General features: G+C 37.7%; 16 protein-coding genes and 1 tRNA gene. 16 read left to right on the forward strand and 1 reads right to left on the reverse strand.

The window, feature by feature from the left end; all coding sequences use genetic code 11:
* Positions 1 to 335: 335 nt before the first annotated feature.
* The 15 genes from GHD00_RS19750 (at position 336) to GHD00_RS19820 (ending at position 16904) form a co-directional block, all read left to right on the forward strand.
* Positions 336 to 1196 (forward strand): AraC family transcriptional regulator, encoded by an 861-nt coding sequence (locus GHD00_RS19750; RefSeq protein WP_163539913.1) that lies wholly within the window; start codon positions 336 to 338, stop codon positions 1194 to 1196.
* Complete coding sequence (locus tag GHD00_RS19755) at positions 1197 to 2057, forward strand: sugar phosphate isomerase/epimerase family protein (RefSeq protein ID WP_163539914.1); 861 nt, start codon at positions 1197 to 1199, stop codon at positions 2055 to 2057.
* A 162-nt stretch (positions 2058 to 2219) separates the two neighbouring features.
* Positions 2220 to 3632, forward strand: a complete 1413-nt coding sequence (locus tag GHD00_RS19760) for a glycoside hydrolase family 18 protein (RefSeq protein ID WP_163539915.1) — start codon at positions 2220 to 2222, stop codon at positions 3630 to 3632.
* A gap of 218 nt (positions 3633 to 3850) precedes the next feature.
* Positions 3851 to 5455, forward strand: coding sequence for an ABC transporter substrate-binding protein (locus GHD00_RS19765; protein WP_163539916.1), 1605 nt, complete (start codon positions 3851 to 3853; stop codon positions 5453 to 5455).
* 15 nt (positions 5456 to 5470) lie between these two features.
* A complete protein-coding gene (locus GHD00_RS19770; RefSeq protein ID WP_163539917.1) occupies positions 5471 to 6457 on the forward strand; it encodes an ABC transporter permease in 987 nt (328 codons plus the stop codon).
* Positions 6454 to 7308 carry an ABC transporter permease gene (locus tag GHD00_RS19775; protein WP_163539918.1) on the forward strand — a complete coding sequence of 285 codons (855 nt, stop codon included), beginning with the start codon at positions 6454 to 6456 and terminating at the stop codon, positions 7306 to 7308. The genes GHD00_RS19770 and GHD00_RS19775 overlap by 4 nt, the downstream gene beginning before the upstream one ends.
* Entirely contained in the window at positions 7241 to 8017 is a 777-nt protein-coding gene (locus tag GHD00_RS19780) for an ATP-binding cassette domain-containing protein (protein ID WP_163539919.1), read from the forward strand. Before GHD00_RS19775 ends, GHD00_RS19780 begins: the two co-directional genes overlap by 68 nt.
* Before the next feature lie 70 nt (positions 8018 to 8087).
* A complete protein-coding gene (locus GHD00_RS19785) occupies positions 8088 to 8687 on the forward strand; it encodes an ABC transporter ATP-binding protein (protein WP_240468768.1) in 600 nt (199 codons plus the stop codon).
* A 66-nt stretch (positions 8688 to 8753) separates the two neighbouring features.
* Positions 8754 to 9236, forward strand: a complete 483-nt coding sequence (locus tag GHD00_RS19790) for a PH domain-containing protein (protein ID WP_163539920.1) — start codon at positions 8754 to 8756, stop codon at positions 9234 to 9236.
* On the forward strand, positions 9229 to 10674 hold the full coding sequence (locus GHD00_RS19795) for a PH domain-containing protein (RefSeq protein WP_163539921.1): 1446 nt from the start codon (positions 9229 to 9231) through the stop codon (positions 10672 to 10674). Before GHD00_RS19790 ends, GHD00_RS19795 begins: the two co-directional genes overlap by 8 nt.
* Before the next feature lie 774 nt (positions 10675 to 11448).
* Positions 11449 to 12261, forward strand: coding sequence for a zinc transporter ZupT (gene zupT / locus GHD00_RS19800; RefSeq protein WP_163539922.1), 813 nt, complete (start codon positions 11449 to 11451; stop codon positions 12259 to 12261).
* Positions 12262 to 12570: 309 nt separating this feature from the next.
* The gene (locus tag GHD00_RS19805; RefSeq protein ID WP_163539923.1) at positions 12571 to 13035 is read left to right on the forward strand and encodes a hypothetical protein; all 465 of its coding nucleotides are present in this window, start codon (positions 12571 to 12573) and stop codon (positions 13033 to 13035) included.
* A gap of 51 nt (positions 13036 to 13086) precedes the next feature.
* Complete coding sequence (locus GHD00_RS19810) at positions 13087 to 14634, forward strand: spore germination protein (RefSeq protein ID WP_163539924.1); 1548 nt, start codon at positions 13087 to 13089, stop codon at positions 14632 to 14634.
* The gene (locus GHD00_RS19815; RefSeq protein WP_163539925.1) at positions 14627 to 15733 is read left to right on the forward strand and encodes a GerAB/ArcD/ProY family transporter; all 1107 of its coding nucleotides are present in this window, start codon (positions 14627 to 14629) and stop codon (positions 15731 to 15733) included. Before GHD00_RS19810 ends, GHD00_RS19815 begins: the two co-directional genes overlap by 8 nt.
* The gene (locus GHD00_RS19820) at positions 15726 to 16904 is read left to right on the forward strand and encodes a Ger(x)C family spore germination protein (RefSeq protein WP_163539926.1); all 1179 of its coding nucleotides are present in this window, start codon (positions 15726 to 15728) and stop codon (positions 16902 to 16904) included. The genes GHD00_RS19815 and GHD00_RS19820 overlap by 8 nt, the downstream gene beginning before the upstream one ends.
* 277 nt (positions 16905 to 17181) lie before the next feature.
* Here GHD00_RS19820 and GHD00_RS19825 read toward each other — a convergent pair whose 3' ends face one another.
* Positions 17182 to 17316 (reverse strand): lmo0937 family membrane protein, encoded by a 135-nt coding sequence (locus GHD00_RS19825; protein ID WP_163539927.1) that lies wholly within the window; start codon positions 17314 to 17316, stop codon positions 17182 to 17184.
* 215 nt (positions 17317 to 17531) lie between these two features.
* Between GHD00_RS19825 and GHD00_RS19830 the strand changes: the two genes are divergently transcribed.
* Positions 17532 to 17605 (forward strand) — tRNA-Gly (locus tag GHD00_RS19830).
* Positions 17606 to 17909 lie beyond the last annotated feature (304 nt).

A 17909-nucleotide genomic window follows, 5' to 3' on the forward strand; every position in this document is an offset into this window, starting at 1 on the left:
ATTTTTGCTTGAGTAGATGTTGCACTTGTGCCCTTGGGTGAAAGCGCAGTATTCTACCGGAGCGAATGATAGCACACATCTTAAATTGCAGCTACATCAAGACAAATTTTCACTATTGCGCAGTTTGGTTCTACTACGAAATAAATGCATGTCAGAATAATCATTAATGACTGGGAGGGGGTTTCTGGTTTTTCTTAACTATATTAACTCCCTCTATTTATCTGGTGAATTGCAAAGCACTTTCAGTCAAAAATAAGATAAAATGAAACAAGATTAGCTATTTTATTGTTCGATCCTTTACAATAGAATAAAAGGTAGAAATAAGGTGATGAAAAATGAGTGATTCGATTTTAGTTAACTATCGATTACAACGCAACATAGGGGATGTGCAAGCACATTCACACCAAGAATATGAAATCTATTTATTTCATCAAGGCACCTGTCGCTATTTAATTCATAATCAAATCTATGATTTAGAGCCAGGGGATATTTTGATTATGGATGGCTTAGCATTACACAAGCCAAATGTACCAAAGGGCAGTGAATATATTCGAAGCCATATTCATTTCTCGCCAGATGTTATTTTCCCTGCATTAAAAGCCTTAGGTGCTATAAACTTACTAGACGTTTTTAGCAAGCTGCATCATTGTATTATCCGCTCGTCACAAACAGAAGAAATCCAGGAAATCGAAACATTCATCCAAAAAATGAGTAAAATCAAAAACAACAATAGTATTTCACAATATGAAAAAGAATGGGAATTAAAAACTTTATTAATTCAAGTGCTCCTTTTGGTTAACCGGTTAGGACAAAAATCATCCCAAAAAGCACTCACAGAAAAATATGATAAAGCACAGCACGCTGAAAAAATAGCTACATATATACGAGACAATTATGCTCATAAACTATCCATCGATTTAATTGCAACAGAGCTTAACTTAAGTAAATCATATGTTTCCCACGTATTTAAAGAAATGACAGGGTTTACAGTCATGGAATATGTGATGGCGACTCGCTTGCAGCAAGCAAAGTATTTGTTAGAAATGAATGAAGAAAAAACGGTTCAGCAAATAGCGGATGAATGCGGTTTTGAAAGCGTTTCTCATTTTAGTCGATTTTTCAAATCACATGTTGGAATGACGGCAAGACAATATCGAAAGAAACGTCTTGCAATCTATAAAAGGAGTGAGGAATAAATGACAAAAGGAAAAATTGGTGTACAAATGATGATGTTGAAACATAAAGTGGAAGAGTTAGGTGCCTATGAAACGATGAAAAAGTTATATGAACTAGGGTATCGTTCTGTAGAAGTTTCTCAAATTCCTATGACAAATGAAAATGTCACCGCCTTAAAAAAAGCGACTGATGATTTTAATATTGACATTACAGCAATTAGTGCACCACTAGAACCCATGATGCCAGGAAGAGAACAAGAGAATTTAACAGATCATTTTGATAAAATTGTTGCTGATTGTAAAGCATTGAATTGTGACTTTATTCGAATTGGAATGCTGCCATTTACGATCATGGGAGATAAAAACAATATATTAGGTTTTATTGACAGAGCGGAACAAATGGCGCACAAGCTAGCGGATCAAGGTATTGCATTGTATTACCATACACACCATATTGAATTCCAACGTTTTGACGGAAAGTATTTGTTGGATATGATGAAAGAAAATACAACTCAGTTAGGTTTTGAGCTGGATGTTCATTGGATTCATCGGGCAGGAGTCGATCCTGTAGATTTTATCAAGCAATATAAGGATCGTGTCACATTAATTCACCTAAAGGACTATCGCATCGGTAACTTAAATGTGACAGATGACGATTTCAAAGATATGAAAAATTTCTTCCATAAATTTGTGAATTTAATTGAGTTTGCAGAAGTTGGAGAAGGTAATTTAAATATGCCAGCCATTATAGAAGCTGGTCGAGAAGCAGGGGCAAAATATTTCTTGATTGAACAAGACGATACGTATGGAAGAGATCCATTTGACTGCTTACGAATCTCAAGAGATAATCTGCGAAAAATGGGATATGAAGATTGGTTCTAAATTAAACAGGTAAGCGTTTTGAGCGCTTACCTGTTTTATATTTTTGGTACGGTAATGATTTATCGGCTAGCTAATAAAAATGAAGATTCGTATTTCATATGTTCTAGGACAACTCTTAATTAGAATACTTATGATGTAGTGAATAGAATGGAGGGAGGACATATGCAAATTCATGTCGTCCAGAGCGGAGAGTCGTTATGGAGTATTTCACAAATCTATAATTCAGATATCAATCAAATTATATTAGTCAATCAATTGGAAGACCCGAACGTCTTAGTTATCGGGCAGGCACTTGTGATTCCAGAAACAAATAGGGAATATGTGGTTCAGCCTGGTGACAGTTTGTGGGGGATTGCACAGCGGTTTGGGGTAACACCTCAAGAGCTTGCAAATAAGAATAATATTGTTAATCCATCTCTTATATACGTTGGTCACATGTTAGAGCTTCCGTATATTAATCATGTTGTGCAAGCAGGTGAATCTTTGTGGTCGATTGCAGCTCGATATAATGTAACGATAGAACAAATTCTTCAAGTTAACAATATTCCGAATCCATCTATGATTAATATCGGTCAGAACATTCGAATCCCTGTTGATAATAAACCAATTATAGATGTAAATACCTATATAACACGATTTGATGAAAGTGCAAGGCAGGAAGTGCTGATGTTAGGGCCTTATTTTACTTATTTATCATCCTTTACTTATGGTGTAAGACCAGATGGGACGATAACACAATTGCAAGATATTCCAATAATTGAAGCTGCACGTGCCAATAATGTGGAGCCATTATTAGCTATTACGAATTTTATGAATAATAGTTTTGATTCTGACTTAGCAGCTACTATTCTTCGTAATCCAAACTTACAAGAAACATTGATTACGAATATTTTAGAAACCTTACGTGCTAAGAACTTTGCAGGATTGAATATTGATTTTGAATATGTATATCCAGAAGACCGCGAAAATTATAATGATTTCTTAAGGAGAGTTGTTTCAAGACTTCATCCAGAAGGATTCCATGTTTCAACAGCTGTTGCCCCTAAAATAAGTGCAGATCAAGAAGGGTTGCTTTATGAAGCCCATGATTATGAAGCTCACGGAGAGATCGTGGATTTTGTTATTCCTATGACGTATGAATGGGGATGGGCTGGAGGAAGGCCATGGGCGATCGCACCAATAAATGAGGTGCGGAGGGTATTAGATTATGCCGTAACAGCTATTCCGCCCGAAAAAATTTTGATGGGAGCACCTCTTTATGGGAGGGATTGGAAGATCCCTTGGCAGGAAGGGACATTCGCTCGTACGGTTAGCCCTCAAGAAGCAGTACGAATCGCAGCACAGTATGGAGTTCCTATACAATATGATCAAACCTATCAATCCCCGTTCTTTCAATATGTTGATGAAACCGGGCAGGAACATGAGGTGTGGTTTGAAGATGCAAGAAGCATGCAAGCAAAGTATAATACAGTTAAAGAATATGGTTTAAGAGGAGTAAGTTACTGGGTGTTAGGAAGTCCATTTCCGCAAAATTGGCCTGTACTGCAAAGTAATTTTACAATACGAAAACGGTAAATAGTTATTACTAGTTAGTAGATAAAAGAATGCTTTATAAATTTGTTGGAATGGACTCGTGTAACGACAGACTACATACATTGCATATTATAAACCCCTAAAAAACAGGCAATCTAATAATAGCTTGCCTGTTTTTTAGCATGGAGAATACTCTAGTTAATCAAAATATTATCATGTATAATAGAAAGTGATTTGTTTAAAAGGAGAGTTTACGGAATATGAGAATCCATATATATCTAACCTCAATGCTATTATTCGTATTTCTACTAGGATGTAATGCTAACGGAACAGCGACCTCAAAAGAAACGGTCCAAGAGAAAGACAAGGATACCCTTACACTAGCTATTGGTGGAGAACCAGAAGAAGGATTTGATCCAACCACCGGCTGGGGAAGATACGGATCACCCCTTTTTCAAAGCACACTGTTAACCCGAGATCAAGACTTAAACATCACAACAGATCTCGCAACAGACTATCAAATATCTGAAGATGGCATCACATGGACGGTCCAAATCAGAGAGGATGCCAAGTTTTCAGACGGTGAATCCCTCACTGCTGAAGATATCGTGTTCACCTTTGAAACAGCAGCACAAGCCCAATCTGTTGTTGATTTAACCAACTTGAAAAAAGTCGAGAAAACCAATCCATATGAGGTGCAATTTCATTTGAAAGCGCCGCAGTCGACATTTGCCTCGACTCTCCAATCATTGGGTATTGTGCCAAAGCATGAATACAGCAGCGAATACAGCAGGAATCCAATCGGCTCTGGGCCATATGAGCTTGTTGAATGGCGAAAAGGCGAGCAATTGATTGTGAAGAAAAATCCACATTACTATGGGAAGGAACCGGAGTTTGAGCAGATCACCTTTTTATTTTTAGATGAGGATCAAGCGATCGCGGCTGCTCAATCTGGACAATTAGATATGTTATCCGTACCAGCAACTTATACAGGGGCTGATATCGATGGAATGGATCGCTTATCCTTTTCTAGTGTGGATAATCGTGGGGTGATGTTACCTTATCCAGAGCCATATGAAGGAAAAAATGGGGAACAAATTGGACATGCTGTCACATCTGACCCTGCAATACGACATGCGATGAATGTAGCGATTGACCGTGAAGCGCTAGTGGAAGGCGTGTTAAACGGAGAAGGCACACCAGCCTATTCTAGTGTTGACGGCTTGCCATGGTGGAATGAAGAAACCGTCATAGAAGATGCTGATACAGAGCGCGCCGAGCAAATGTTAGAAGATGCAGGCTGGCAACGCGCTGAAGACGGCATTTTTGAAAAGGAAGGGTTGAAAGCGGCTTTTACGTTATACTATCCATCAGGTGATCAACTGAGACAATCCTTATCACTCGTTTTTGCAGAAATGATGAAAGACTTCGGTATAGAAGTGTCAACAGAAGGAAAGAGTTGGAGTGAGATAGAACGTCTGATGTTCTCTAACCCTGTAATGATGGGGTGGGGAAGTCATGATCCGATTGAACTTTATTATTTATATAGCTCTGCCATGAAAGGGCAAGGTTATTACAACAGTAATTACTATGAAAATAAAGTCGTGGATCAGTATTTTGAAAAAGCGATCCATGCCCGAACAGAAGAGGAAGCAAATCAATATTGGCAAAAAGCACAATGGGATGGAGAAACTGGTTTAAGTACGCTTGGTGATGCTCCATGGGTATGGCTAGTTAATCTCAACCATGTGTATTATGTCCATGAATCATTAGATATCGGAAAGCAAAAAGTACAGCCGCATGGACATGGTTGGCCGATTACAGACTTTATTACAGAATGGGAATGGAAAGAAGGAACAGATTAGAGAGGGAGTCTATACATGCAACTGGTGCGTTATTTAATCAAGAGAAGCATACGTTTAGCTATACTGCTTGTTGCGGTTAGCTTCCTCACTTTTCTTTTAGTCAGTTTATCCCCGATCGACCCAGTTCGTGCTTATATTGGAGCCGAAATGCTGACGGTTAGCCCCGAACAACGAGAAGCGATTGAAGCATATTGGGGATTAGATCAATCGAAACCCGTTCAATATTGGCAATGGGTGAAAAGTCTTGCAACAGGTGATCTTGGCACTTCTTTGCTTTACCGGGCACCTGTTGCGGATGTTATTGCAGATCGTTTTTTATCATCCTTTTTATTAATGGGATTAGCTTGGCTATTAGCTGGTTTATTAGGGATTGTAATTGGATCTGTTGCTGCCATGCGGGCCAATACTTGGGTTGATCGAATGATAAGAGGCTACTGCTATCTTTTATTATCAACACCAGGTTTTTGGCTCGGTTTATTGTTATTAATGATTTTTTCCGTTTGGTTAGGCCTTTTTCCTGTTGGCTTAAGTGCCCCTGTCGGCGTGGTATCATCTGAAGTAACGGTGTTGGATCGAGTCTATCATGCTATTCTGCCAGCCTTAACATTAAGCATTATTGGTGTAGCCAATGTTTGTTTACATACACGTGAAAAGCTATTAGATATCTTAAACCAACCTTTTATTTTACAAGCGAAAGCAAATGGTTTTACTGGGATGAAACTTTATTTTCGTCATGGTTTTCGAAACATGGTATTACCCGCTGTCTCTGTTCATTTTGCTTCCTTTGGGGAACTGTTTGGCGGGGCGATATTATCTGAGCAAGTGTTTAGTTATCCGGGATTAGGTGAAGCGATTGTTGAAGCTGGATTAAATGGAGATATACCTTTACTTTTAGCAATTGTTCTGATTAGTGCTTGCTTTGTATTTATTGGTAATTTCTTAGCAGATGTTCTTTATCAATGGATTGACCCTCGCTTGCGCAAAGGAGGGGATCAGTCATGACAAAAAAGGTAATGATACCCCTCATTCTTTTAATAGTACTTTATACAACTTCCATTCTGATAGACAAGGATATGATTCAAGTACAGCTATTAACGAAAAATCACCCTCCAAGTCTTGAACATTTATTTGGAACCGACTGGCTTGGACGCGATATGTTCCTTCGTACGCTGAAAGGTTTAGAACTAAGTATAGGGATAGGTCTTCTCACTGCTGTCCTTTCTACTATGATTGGATTTTTACTAAGCGTACTTTCAACCATCCATGAAAAAATAGACCAAGTGATTAGTTGGTTAGTGGATTTGTTTTTAAGCTTGCCGCATCTTGTTACGTTGATTTTGATTTCTTTTACCTTAGGCGGTGGTTTTAAAGGAGTTGTCATAGGTTTAGCATTGACACACTGGCCGCAAATTACAAGAGTTCTTCGTGGGGAGTTATTGCAATTAAAGGAAATGCCTTATGTACAATTGTCAGGAAAATTCGGTCAATCCTTTTGGTGGAAGGTCTGGCATCATTACGTACCACATGTATTGCCTCAATTATTGGTCGGCTTTATGTTGATTTTTCCGCACGCCATTTTACATGAGGCATCCATCACCTTTTTAGGATTTGGATTATCCGCAGATGAACCAGCGATTGGCATTATTTTATCGGAGTCGATGCAATATTTAACTTCTGGGATGTGGTGGTTAGCTTTCTTCCCAGGTGTGATGCTATTAATCGTTATTTTGCTTTTCCAATCTTTAGCTAATTCAGTGAAAAACGATTTAGAAAGGGATATCCAACATGAAGCCTTTATTGAACATTCAGCAACTAACCATTCAGCATCAGAAAACAAATCGCCCTATTCTTGATCAGCTTTCTTTGTCGATCCAAAAGGGTGAGATTATCTCTTTAGTAGGTGCGAGTGGTTCAGGAAAAAGTTTATTAGCACAAGCCATTTTTAATTTATTGCCAAAATCACTGCAACAAACAGGGGAAATTTATTATCAAGAGAATTTGCTTACAGAAAAAACGGTGAAAAGCTTGCGAGGAAAAGAGATTGTCTTAATCCCGCAATCGTTAGAGGCGTTAGATCCTTTAATGACAGTAGGCAAACAGATGAAAGCATTAATCAAAAAAGGTGACAAAGAACATTACTTACAAAAGATTATTAATCAACTTGGATTAAGAACGGAGCTCTTAAAGAAATATCCCTTTGAATTGTCTGGCGGGCAAGCACGACGTGTGTTAGTAGCGATCGCTTTAGCCAGTGAAGCAAATCTTGTCATAGCAGATGAACCGACGCCAGGTCTAGATGAACACGCACTTCGTGACATGCTGCAATTATTGACAACTTTCCGTACTGAAAATCGTGCCCTGCTTATGATCACGCATGATTTTCAAGCAGCCAGAGAAATCTCTGATTATATTGCTGTGCTGTATCAAGGGGAAATCGTCGAAGTGGCACCCGTTACGGCATTCTCAGGTAAAGGCGTACATTTAAAGCATGCATATACGAAACAATTATGGCGTTCGTTACCAGAAAATGATTTTACCACGGTGAACAATCGTCTTCGCTAACCATCAGTAGGGGATAAAGAACCCCCAACTGATGGAAGTCTCACTTTATAAACTAGGGAGTTTTTTCATCATGTTAGAAGCGAAAGAGGTTACCTATCGTCATCCAGGTGGATTTTATTTATTAGAGAATATCCATTTTTCCATTCAAAAAAATGAGGTTGTCGGTTTATCAGGAGTTAGCGGGGCAGGGAAAACAACTCTTGCGAAAATTTTAGCGGGTTTTTTAAAACCGCATTATGGAACAGTTAATATTCAACAACAGAAGCGAAAAGCTCATCCTGTTCAACTCATTTGGCAGCACCCTGAACAAGCCGTAAATCCTAAATGGCGTATTCGGAAAATATTGCAAGAAGCGGGAAATATGGATGATACCTTATTCAATGAACTAGGAATTCAATCAGAATGGCTGACTCGATTTCCACAGCAGCTATCAGGTGGGGAGTTGCAAAGAGTCTGCATTGCAAGAGCTTTAATGACTAATCCAGATTATGTTATAGCAGATGAAGTCACGACAATGCTTGATCCAATTGCACAAGCAGAAATATGGCAGTTGCTCCTTCGTATGGCAGATAAAAAACAATTTGGCTTATGTGTGATTAGTCATGACCGTCACCTGCTAGACAAGGTCTGTGATCGTATTGTTCGTTTTGAAGAGCTCTCGTATGATTAAAAATGAAACTTTTTTCTTGAAAAGATCGTATAATTAGGCAAGAAGTAGTATAGAAAGGGTGAGTGAATGAGACTGCCTCCGCGTAATCGGATTGCAACAGATGCGATCAAAGCATGGAAATTACATGCCCATCTGAAAGCTTTCATTCCTTTATTATTTACGATTGGTGCATTTGCTGCTTCATATTTTGTGGATTTTATTCCTTATTGGGTTGGAGCTGGACTAGCCGTGCTTACGCTCCTATATTGGGGAGTCCTGGCGTTATTGATACCGAAGCTGAAATGGAAAAGATGGCGATATGAAATTTTTGAGCAGGAGGTCTATATTCAGCATGGGATTATTGTGGTGACAAGGACGGTTGTTCCCATGGTTCGAGTGCAGCATGTCGATACACAACAAGGACCGATTTTGAAGCGTTATGGCCTCTCCACATTAGAAATATCTACTGCTGCAACGGTACATACAATTCCAGCGTTGTTAGAATCAGAGGCATCTGATCTGCGTGATCAAATTTCAGAGTTAGCGAGGGTGGAACAAGATGATGTCTGAACCGAAAAGACTCCATCCTGTTGCCATGATACTTAATATTTTGCATTCTTTTCGTCAATGGCTTGTTAGTTTATTGCCAGTTGTGATCCTATCTATTGGAAATGGCAGGTTGCTATTTATAGGCATTTTTGCCGTTGTGTTAGCTGTTTTCTATATCGGTTATAGTGTTGTATCTTGGTATCGTTATACCTATTGGATAGAGGAAGATCAGCTGAGAATAGAGCATGGTGTAGTTATTCGAAAAAAACGCTCAATATCTAAACATCGTATTCAATCCATTGATTTGACTCAAAATATCATTCATCGCATTTTTGGATTGACTAAAGTCCATATTGAAACAGCCGGAACGGATTTAGGCATCGATGCTGCTTTACATGCCGTAACAATGGCAGAAGGAAAAGCAATTCATGATCGATTGAAATATAAGAAAGAGCAAGGTTCAGAAGATGTATTTAATGATGAAAAAATGCCTGCAGAAATGTATTCATCACAAAAAGTGGACATGACATCTCTTCTCGTGGCTGGTTCGACTTCAGCTAGTTTTGGGGTGATTTTGGGGATACTCGGTTTACTTGTCACCGAGCTGGATTCACTCATTCCAGATCATTATTATTCACAAGCAACGAATTGGCTGTTTTCTCAGGCTGTTCAAACCTTAATTTTGTTAGCGATCACGGCTCTTATTATCATGTGGTTCTTCGGTATCTTAACTACGGTGATTCAATATTGGAAATTCACGATTACTCGATATGAGAAAGAGCTATTTATGACAAGGGGACTTTTAGAAAAGAAGCAATCCACTATTCCATTGAAAAAAATTCAAGCGGTAGGCATAAAAGAAAGCTTGTTAAGACAGCCGTTAGGATTTTGCACCATATATGTAGAAGTAGCGAGTGGTGCCCTTGGAAAAGATGGGGATACGGCAACACTCCTTTTTCCGATATTAAGAAAAAAACATGCTCTAAGCTTTATAAAGGAATTATTGCCTGAGTTCGCCTTCGAGCAAATGAATTGGGGAAGACCTCCTAGCAGAGCATTGCCATACTATTTGTTTCGTTGGATTATTATTCCGCTAATTGCTTGTATTGTTGTGGCGATATATTCCCTAGAATGGTTTTATTTACCTTTGGCTGCATTGGGTTTAGCTTTATGCATCGCCTACTCGCAATTTAAATCAGCTGGATATGAGATTCAAGAAAAACAACTGTTGATCCAAAGCCGTATCCTAAATAAGGATATGGTCATCATGCCGCATAAAAGGCTACAATCCATGAGTAAAAAACAGCATATTTTGCACAAACGTCATCAACTAGCAAACTTAGAAACAGCCATATTAAGCACGATTACGGGCAGAAGAGTTGCTTTACTGGAATTGGAAGAAAAAGATACAGAAAGAATAATAAACTGGTATTCCTACCGTAAACAACATTTATCATAACAATGAACACTCGCTTACCTTAAAGCGAGTGTTTTTTTAATTAAGGTTCTTTTCCAATTCTCTATTGATGTGACACAGTAGAACAAAACTGCGACATAACCTGATGGGGATCTCTTACCAATTTAATGACTAATGAGTGCTAAATCCCCGCTGTGGAAAAACACTCGCTTTCCGGGGGCAGCACCTCAGCCAGGGGGCTACTTGAAATAACATCTTTGCTCCCTTGCACCGAGGAAGCCTACTACGAAGCTTTACAAGAAGACGCAGGTGCATCCTGTGGGGTCTTCGGAAGCTGCTCTTCCCCCAGGAGTCTCGCATTTTTCCACAGCTTTGATTGTAGTTCGTTTTGATTGAGAAAAACCATATAGACTTAAAAAAACAGACCATACCATCATTTTATTTCTCTCAAGCGGAAGAAATATACGTAGACTCCTGCGGGAAAAGCAACAGCTGAAGATCCCTCGTGGTGAGCGGTTTTTGCTGCCGAGGAAGCTGAAGCGTTGCCCGCGGAAAGCGAAGTATATTTCTGAAGCGGTATCATAGCACTCAAGGGACACTTCAAAATTTTCCAAAGTCATGTCGCAGTATATGGATATTACGCAGGGTTTTAAACAAAGCAACAATCTTTTGGAAAATAGCGAAAATTAATGGATACATATTGACTATTATTTTCGTAAAGAGTAACATCTTTCGTGTATGAAACTTTTTGAGATTAATAACATATGATGAAAATGACTATACTTTGTTTTTGAGGTGGAGAGGGGTACGGACTATATGTATTTAGAAGGATTTTGGTTTGCGTTTAGTTTAACATTATTAGCAGGTATCGCAACAGGTGTCGGCAGTCTATTAGCATTTTTTACGTCCAACACAAATACCAAGTTTCTCTCATGGGCGCTAGGTTTTTCTGCAGGGGTCATGATTTATGTTTCCATGATCGAAATCTTTGTGAAAGCACAGGAATCACTAGTCAGTGCTGAAGGAGAAGTTTTAGGGAATTGGTTAACCGTTATTGGGTTTTTTGGTGGAATGATTTTAATTGCACTAATAGATAAATTTATACCGAAGCAAGGAAACCCTCATGAGCTAAAAAAAGTGGAAGATATGAATAAAAAGAAAACACCAAACGGGGATGGTAATTTATTGAAAATGGGAACGTTTACTGCCTTGGCGATCGCGATTCATAACTTTCCAGAAGGTATTGCTACTTTTACGGCGGCTTTACAAGATCCGGGGCTAGGTGTTGCCATCGCGGTTGCGATTGCGATTCATAATATTCCAGAAGGTATCGCTGTATCAGTGCCTATCTACTTTTCGACTGGGGATAAGAAGAAAGCGTTTCGTCTATCCTTTTTATCAGGACTGGCAGAACCTGTTGGAGCAATAGTTGCGTTTCTATTCTTAATGCCTTTCTTAACAGATCTTATGTTTGGGATTATTTTTGCCGGAGTAGCTGGGATTATGGTGTTTATTTCATTAGATGAGCTGCTTCCTGCTGCTAAGAAATACGACGAAGCTCACACGTCGATATACGGTTTAATGTTTGGTATGGCTGTTATGGCGTTAAGTCTACTTTTATTTATATAAAAAAGTATAAACCGATATCATCTTAAGTAATTTACCGCACGATTGGCAGAATATCTTCTGCTGGTCTGCGGTTTTTTTTCCATATCAGCATTTATATCGTGTTGCAGATGAAGTGAATTCGACGTAGATACCACGATGAGGAAGATAGATAAGTGCAACTACGTCTCTAACTTCGCCAAAGGCTCGTCAATCGACGAGTTTTCTTTATGATTTATAAAAATTCCAATTTTGTTCATATTTTGTTTATTTTTAGGAGATCCTATTGCATACAGTACACAAAAAATAAAAAAGAAATTTGGTAATGAAATAATGAGTAGTGAAAAAATTAATGAAAAATTACTTTGGAGTATAGCATTTCCTGGTTTTGGACAACTTTTAAATAAGAAGTATTTTAAAGGGACGATTCTGCTGTTTCTGGAATTTTTAATTAATGTACAAGCACATTTTAATCAGATTATTATGTTTAGCTTTAATGGTGAAATAGTTAAGGCGGTGCAATATGCTGATTATCAATGGCTTTTATTTTATCCTTGTATATATTTCTACGCAATATGGGATGCTTATAAAGATGCAGGCGGAGGAAACGAGCCTTATTCCTTTATTCCGTTTGTATTTGCTGCTTATTTTGTAACGGTTGGAGTTATATATTCTAAAAGTGTTGTCATATTTGGCACTTTGTTAGGTCCAGTATGGCTTCCAATTTTTTGTCTTATTCCTGGTTTACTTATTGGACTCTTCATAAAGAAAGAATTAACAAGACGATTAAAGGAGTAAAGTGTCCTAAAAATAAAAGTTACCAGGTGGCGAACTGCGGGTGAATGATAAATGAGATCCTTTAAAAGAAATGGAAAACAGCAAAAACATAATGATGAAGATATTCCAGTTCAGTTAGAGAAGAACATAGATAAAAATTTAGATAATCTTAAAAAATTGCTCGATGAACCTAATGATCTTGTCATTCGTGAATTTGTAGTTCGGGGAACAGAACATAAATGTGCCATTGCCTATATAGAAGGGTTAGCAGACAGTACATATGTCCGTAACCATATTATGGAGAATGTACAGCTAGTAACAGAAAGAGAGCATCTTCCAAAAGATACAATGAATCTTTTTATGGAATTAAAGCAAGAGATTATATCCGTAACTTCCATGAAAACAGGGCAGACGTTAGATGATGTCTCGAATGGTATTCTAAGCGGCAGTACGGTTTTTTATTTGGATGGAATAAATGAAGTGTTTCTTATGGAAACACAAGGCTGGGATAAACGGTCGATTCAAGAACCTGTAACCGAATCATTAATTCGTGGCCCAAGAGAAGGTTTTGTCGAAAACTTGCGAACAAACATGGTTCTTGTTAGACGCTATATTCAGGATCCTAATTTACGATTTAAAACTCACCAGGTAGGTAAACGTTCCAAAAAAAGCTTAGTAATAACGTATATTGATGGGATTATTCATCCGGATATCTTAAAAGAAATAAATAGGCGTTTAAAAACAATTGATATGGATGATGCTCCTGAGTCTGGTTTTATTGAACAGTGGATAGAGGATAGTTTTCTATCCCCGTTTCCACAATTGATGAACACAGAAAGACCTGATAAAGTAGCCGCTGCTCTATTACAAGGGAAGGCTGCTATTATTCTAGATGGAACACCATTTGTTTTGATAGCTCCCACAACTTTAGGAAATGCTTTGCAGTCACCAGAAGATTACTATGAAAGATGGACAGTCGGGACTTTATTGCGTATGCTTCGCTATATAGCTGCTTTTATGGCTATATTTCTACCTTCTTTATATATTGCATTGGTATCGTATCATCCCGGAATGATTCCATCTGATCTAGCGTTTTCCATTGCAGCATCAAGAGAAGGGGTGCCTTTCCCTCCATTTGTGGAAGCATTTCTTATGGCTGGAACCATGGAACTTTTGCGTGAAGCAGGGGCTCGATTGCCAAAGATAATAGGTCAAACCATTGGGATAGTCGGAGGTCTAGTAATAGGGGAAGCTGCTGTTCAAGCTGGAATTGTTAGTCCAATCATGGTTATTGTTGTAGCACTTAATGCCATAGCTTCTTTTGCTCTACCTGCTTATAGTATTGCCATTGCTTTCCGTATTTTCTTATTCGGTATGATGATTTTATCCGGTTTTTTGGGGCTTTACGGAATCATACTAGGCTATATTATGATTAATATCCACATTGTTAATTTAAAAAGTATTGGCGTTCCATTTTCTGTTCCATTTGCGCCAACTTTTTATAGAGACTGGAATGATCTTGTACTTCGGACTCCAATTCCTCTATTAACCAACCGTCCGAAATATATGCAAACAGGTGATATTCAGTCAGCTGATAAAGGAGATCAAAAGAATGAATAGGTTTGAATATGCTGATAATAAGTTTAGTGAAATAGAAATGATGATTGCTATTCCCTCCTTTATTATTGGAGTGGGGATATTATCATTACCCCAAGCGCTTGCTTCTGCCACAACAGCCATGGATGGAGTATTTTCGATTTTAATAGCCGGGGGAATAGTAACATTTATCACGTGGGCAATTGCGAAGTTTGCTGCAAGTTTTCCAGACACCACCTTTATATCCTATGCTTCTTTAATCGTCTCTAAGCCTGTTGCTATCTTATTAACTTTTTTATTCGCTATTGTTTTTTTTAGTATTACTGCCTATCAGGTGAGGAAAATTGCTGACATTTCAAAGCAATACTTATTTGATCAAACACCAGTTGAAGTTATTTCATTAACTTTTTTCCTTGTTATTATTTATGCTGTTTCAGGTTCTAGAGTAGGAATTATTCGTTTGAATATGATGTTTTTTCCATTTATTCTTTTTATTGCAATTATTGTAGTTATATTTAACCTAAATTGGTTTAAATTTTCCAACTTTTTACCAGTTTTTCAATCGAATATAAATGACTATTTAACAGGAGTAAATAAAAGTTTATTCTCATTCGGAGGTTTTGGGATCTTGTGGTTTTATATGGCTTATGTAAACAAACCAAATAAGGCTCCTAAAATGGCTGCGCTGGGAACTGGTTTTCCAATTGCTCTGTATGCACTTATCTTTCTTGCCTGTATTGGGGTTTATGGAGAATCGGTAACAGCAAGTATGCTGTACCCTACTGTTGAATTGGCAAAAATGGTCGAAATACCTGGTGGGATTTTAGAAAGATTTGAATCTATCTTTTTTGTTATTTGGATTATGGCCATTTTTAATACAACAGCTATGGCGTTCGACATAACGGTACTTGCCATTAATTTGGTTTTTCATCATATTCCTAAAATAAAAATTATTTTTTTATTGTCCCCATTGATATACGCAATAGCTATGTATCCTCAGAACTTAATAGAAGTTTCAGCCTTTGAAACATTTCTTAATTACGCTGTTTTTTATTACTCCATATTTGTATTAGTATTACTGTTTGTTGTTGCGAAAATAAGAGGAGTGAAGCCAAGTGAATAAACGTATTATCTTTATTTTGTGCAACATCATTTTTTTGCTTGCTGGCTGCTGGGATGAACAACCTATTGAAGAGCATGGTTTTGCGATTGGGTCATCGATAGATTTGGCAGAAGAGAAAAATGAAGGGACATATAATGTTATGTTTACGAGTCAGTTCGTTGTTACTTCTGGATTTGGCACTCCTGCTCAAGGAAGCGGGGGAGGTAAGAAATCTTTTATGAATTTATCTGTTACAGGTGAAAGCATCTTTGAATCATCAAGAGAAATGTCTACTAAGACAAGCTTAACTCCTTTTTATGAGCACTTAAAAGTGATTGTTGTTTCCTCAGACATAGCAAAAGAACCAAATTTATTTTCTAGCTTAATGGATATATTTTTACGTGACCATGAAATGCGTAGAGGGATTAGGGTTGCCGTTACCGAAGGAGAGGCTAAATCATTACTAGAGATAAATCCAGAAAATGAAAAACTTCCAGCAATGTACATAAATGAAGTATTGAAAAAAAATGCCAAGTCAATAGAAGTAATGGATCCAGTGACGATGGGAGTTTTGCAACAGTATTTATTAACTAAAAGCAGCTATGTATTGCCAATGTTATTATCCGAGGAGAACGAAATTAATTCAGAGGGTGGAGCAGTCTTCCATGGTCAAGAAAATAAAATGATAGGCACTCTCAGCAATGATGAAATGAAAGGGTTGAATTTTATAAAAGGTAAGGTAAATGGCGGAATTGTTAATTTAGAGGTAGATGGGCAATCAGTAATATACGAAATTAAAAATGCAAGAAGCCAAATCAAAATTGATACGCAAAACCCAAACAATATGAACATATCTGTATCCATTAAGGCTGAAGGATCTATTGGTGAAAAGTTTGGAAGTCAATCCCTTAAGGATCCAAAGTACCAAGCAAAACTAGAGAAAAATGTAGGTAAAGCAATAGAACAACTAGCTATGAAATCATTAGAAAAAGGTCAGAACGAATTAAATGCTGATATTTATGGGTTTGATAGCATATTAAAGCAAAAACATTATGATGTATGGAAAGAAGTCAAAGATAAATGGATAACAGGGGATCAATTATTTACGAAAACCAATGTGCAAATATCAGCAGAAGCAATAGTAAGAAGCATTGGTTCATCGGATGTTACCCATGAGAAAGGTGTTGAGTGAAGACTATGTGGGAAAGATTCCTAGGGATATTACCTGAAAAAATGATTGTTTTTTGTACGTTAGTCACTTTCTTAGTGCCTTATCTCATCTATAAATTAAATCAGAAATTACATAAAAAAGGAGACCCTCCATGGAAGAAAGAAGATGGTTAACAATATAAATGGATGCTGATGCTGCGTGGTTTTCAGCTACACGTTAGAGTGCCTCCTAAAAAAGCTTAAGTTTCGTCAGTAAGACAGATGCTATTGCCCGGAGAGTTGGCAATAGCTTTTGTTTACTAGCTTCGAAGCATTTTGACAATAAATACGATTAGCGCAATAATTAGTAAAATATGAATAATACCGCCTGCTAATTCAAAAAGAAAGCTAATCATCCATATAAGCAGTAAGATACCAATGATGGTCCAAAGCATGATGCCCACTCCTTTTTTGATTTCATTGCTCTTACGATTCCCCTTTACATAAATTTAAAACTTTTTTTAAAAAACCTTGCATATGTTTGGAGTGGTTGTTATAATAAAAATTGTCGTAAAGAAATTGTAAAACTTTGTTGAAGTTTTTGTAAAGTTATCGAAAGATGTCATCAAATGATGCGTCAAACAATTAAAATTTTATTACTTAATTTCATGCGGGTGTAGTTTAGTGGTAAAACCCCAGCCTTCCAAGCTGATGTCGAGGGTTCGATTCCCTTCACCCGCTCCAATACATAGGTGTGAACGTAGTGTTTCGTTTTAAAATGAAGCATTACGTTTTTTTATATTTTACAAAAACCCTTTTCTAATTGTGTTGTAGTTTATTACACAATTGAACCAAACTGCGAAGTAAACTAATTGGGGTATATTGACAATATGATTATGGGTGAGTGCTAATCCTCGCTGCAGAAAAACACTCGCTTTCTGTGGGCTCCCCACGAGCCTCCTCGTGAGTAAAAACCGCTCATGCACTGACCCCCTAAATCCGGACACTCCAAAATAAAAAATTTAGGGGGTTAGTACCATGAATCGAT

Source organism: Gracilibacillus sp. YIM 98692 (assembly GCF_010993965.1).
Lineage (GTDB): Bacteria > Bacillota > Bacilli > Bacillales > Amphibacillaceae > Gracilibacillus.

Coding starts and splice junctions, on each gene's coding strand:
- GHD00_RS19810 (WP_163539924.1), top strand. CDS start 13,087: ATGAGATCCTTTAAAAGAAATGGAAAACAGCAAAAACATAATGATGAA.
- GHD00_RS19790 (WP_163539920.1), top strand. CDS start 8,754: ATGAGACTGCCTCCGCGTAATCGGATTGCAACAGATGCGATCAAAGCA.
- GHD00_RS19765 (WP_163539916.1), top strand. CDS start 3,851: ATGAGAATCCATATATATCTAACCTCAATGCTATTATTCGTATTTCTA.
- zupT (WP_163539922.1), top strand. CDS start 11,449: ATGTATTTAGAAGGATTTTGGTTTGCGTTTAGTTTAACATTATTAGCA.
- GHD00_RS19825 (WP_163539927.1), bottom strand. CDS start 17,316: ATGCTTTGGACCATCATTGGTATCTTACTGCTTATATGGATGATTAGC.
- GHD00_RS19795 (WP_163539921.1), top strand. CDS start 9,229: ATGTCTGAACCGAAAAGACTCCATCCTGTTGCCATGATACTTAATATT.
- GHD00_RS19785 (WP_240468768.1), top strand. CDS start 8,088: ATGTTAGAAGCGAAAGAGGTTACCTATCGTCATCCAGGTGGATTTTAT.
- GHD00_RS19750 (WP_163539913.1), top strand. CDS start 336: ATGAGTGATTCGATTTTAGTTAACTATCGATTACAACGCAACATAGGG.
- GHD00_RS19805 (WP_163539923.1), top strand. CDS start 12,571: ATGAGTAGTGAAAAAATTAATGAAAAATTACTTTGGAGTATAGCATTT.
- GHD00_RS19780 (WP_163539919.1), top strand. CDS start 7,241: ATGAAGCCTTTATTGAACATTCAGCAACTAACCATTCAGCATCAGAAA.
- GHD00_RS19815 (WP_163539925.1), top strand. CDS start 14,627: ATGAATAGGTTTGAATATGCTGATAATAAGTTTAGTGAAATAGAAATG.
- GHD00_RS19755 (WP_163539914.1), top strand. CDS start 1,197: ATGACAAAAGGAAAAATTGGTGTACAAATGATGATGTTGAAACATAAA.
- GHD00_RS19760 (WP_163539915.1), top strand. CDS start 2,220: ATGCAAATTCATGTCGTCCAGAGCGGAGAGTCGTTATGGAGTATTTCA.
- GHD00_RS19770 (WP_163539917.1), top strand. CDS start 5,471: ATGCAACTGGTGCGTTATTTAATCAAGAGAAGCATACGTTTAGCTATA.
- GHD00_RS19775 (WP_163539918.1), top strand. CDS start 6,454: ATGACAAAAAAGGTAATGATACCCCTCATTCTTTTAATAGTACTTTAT.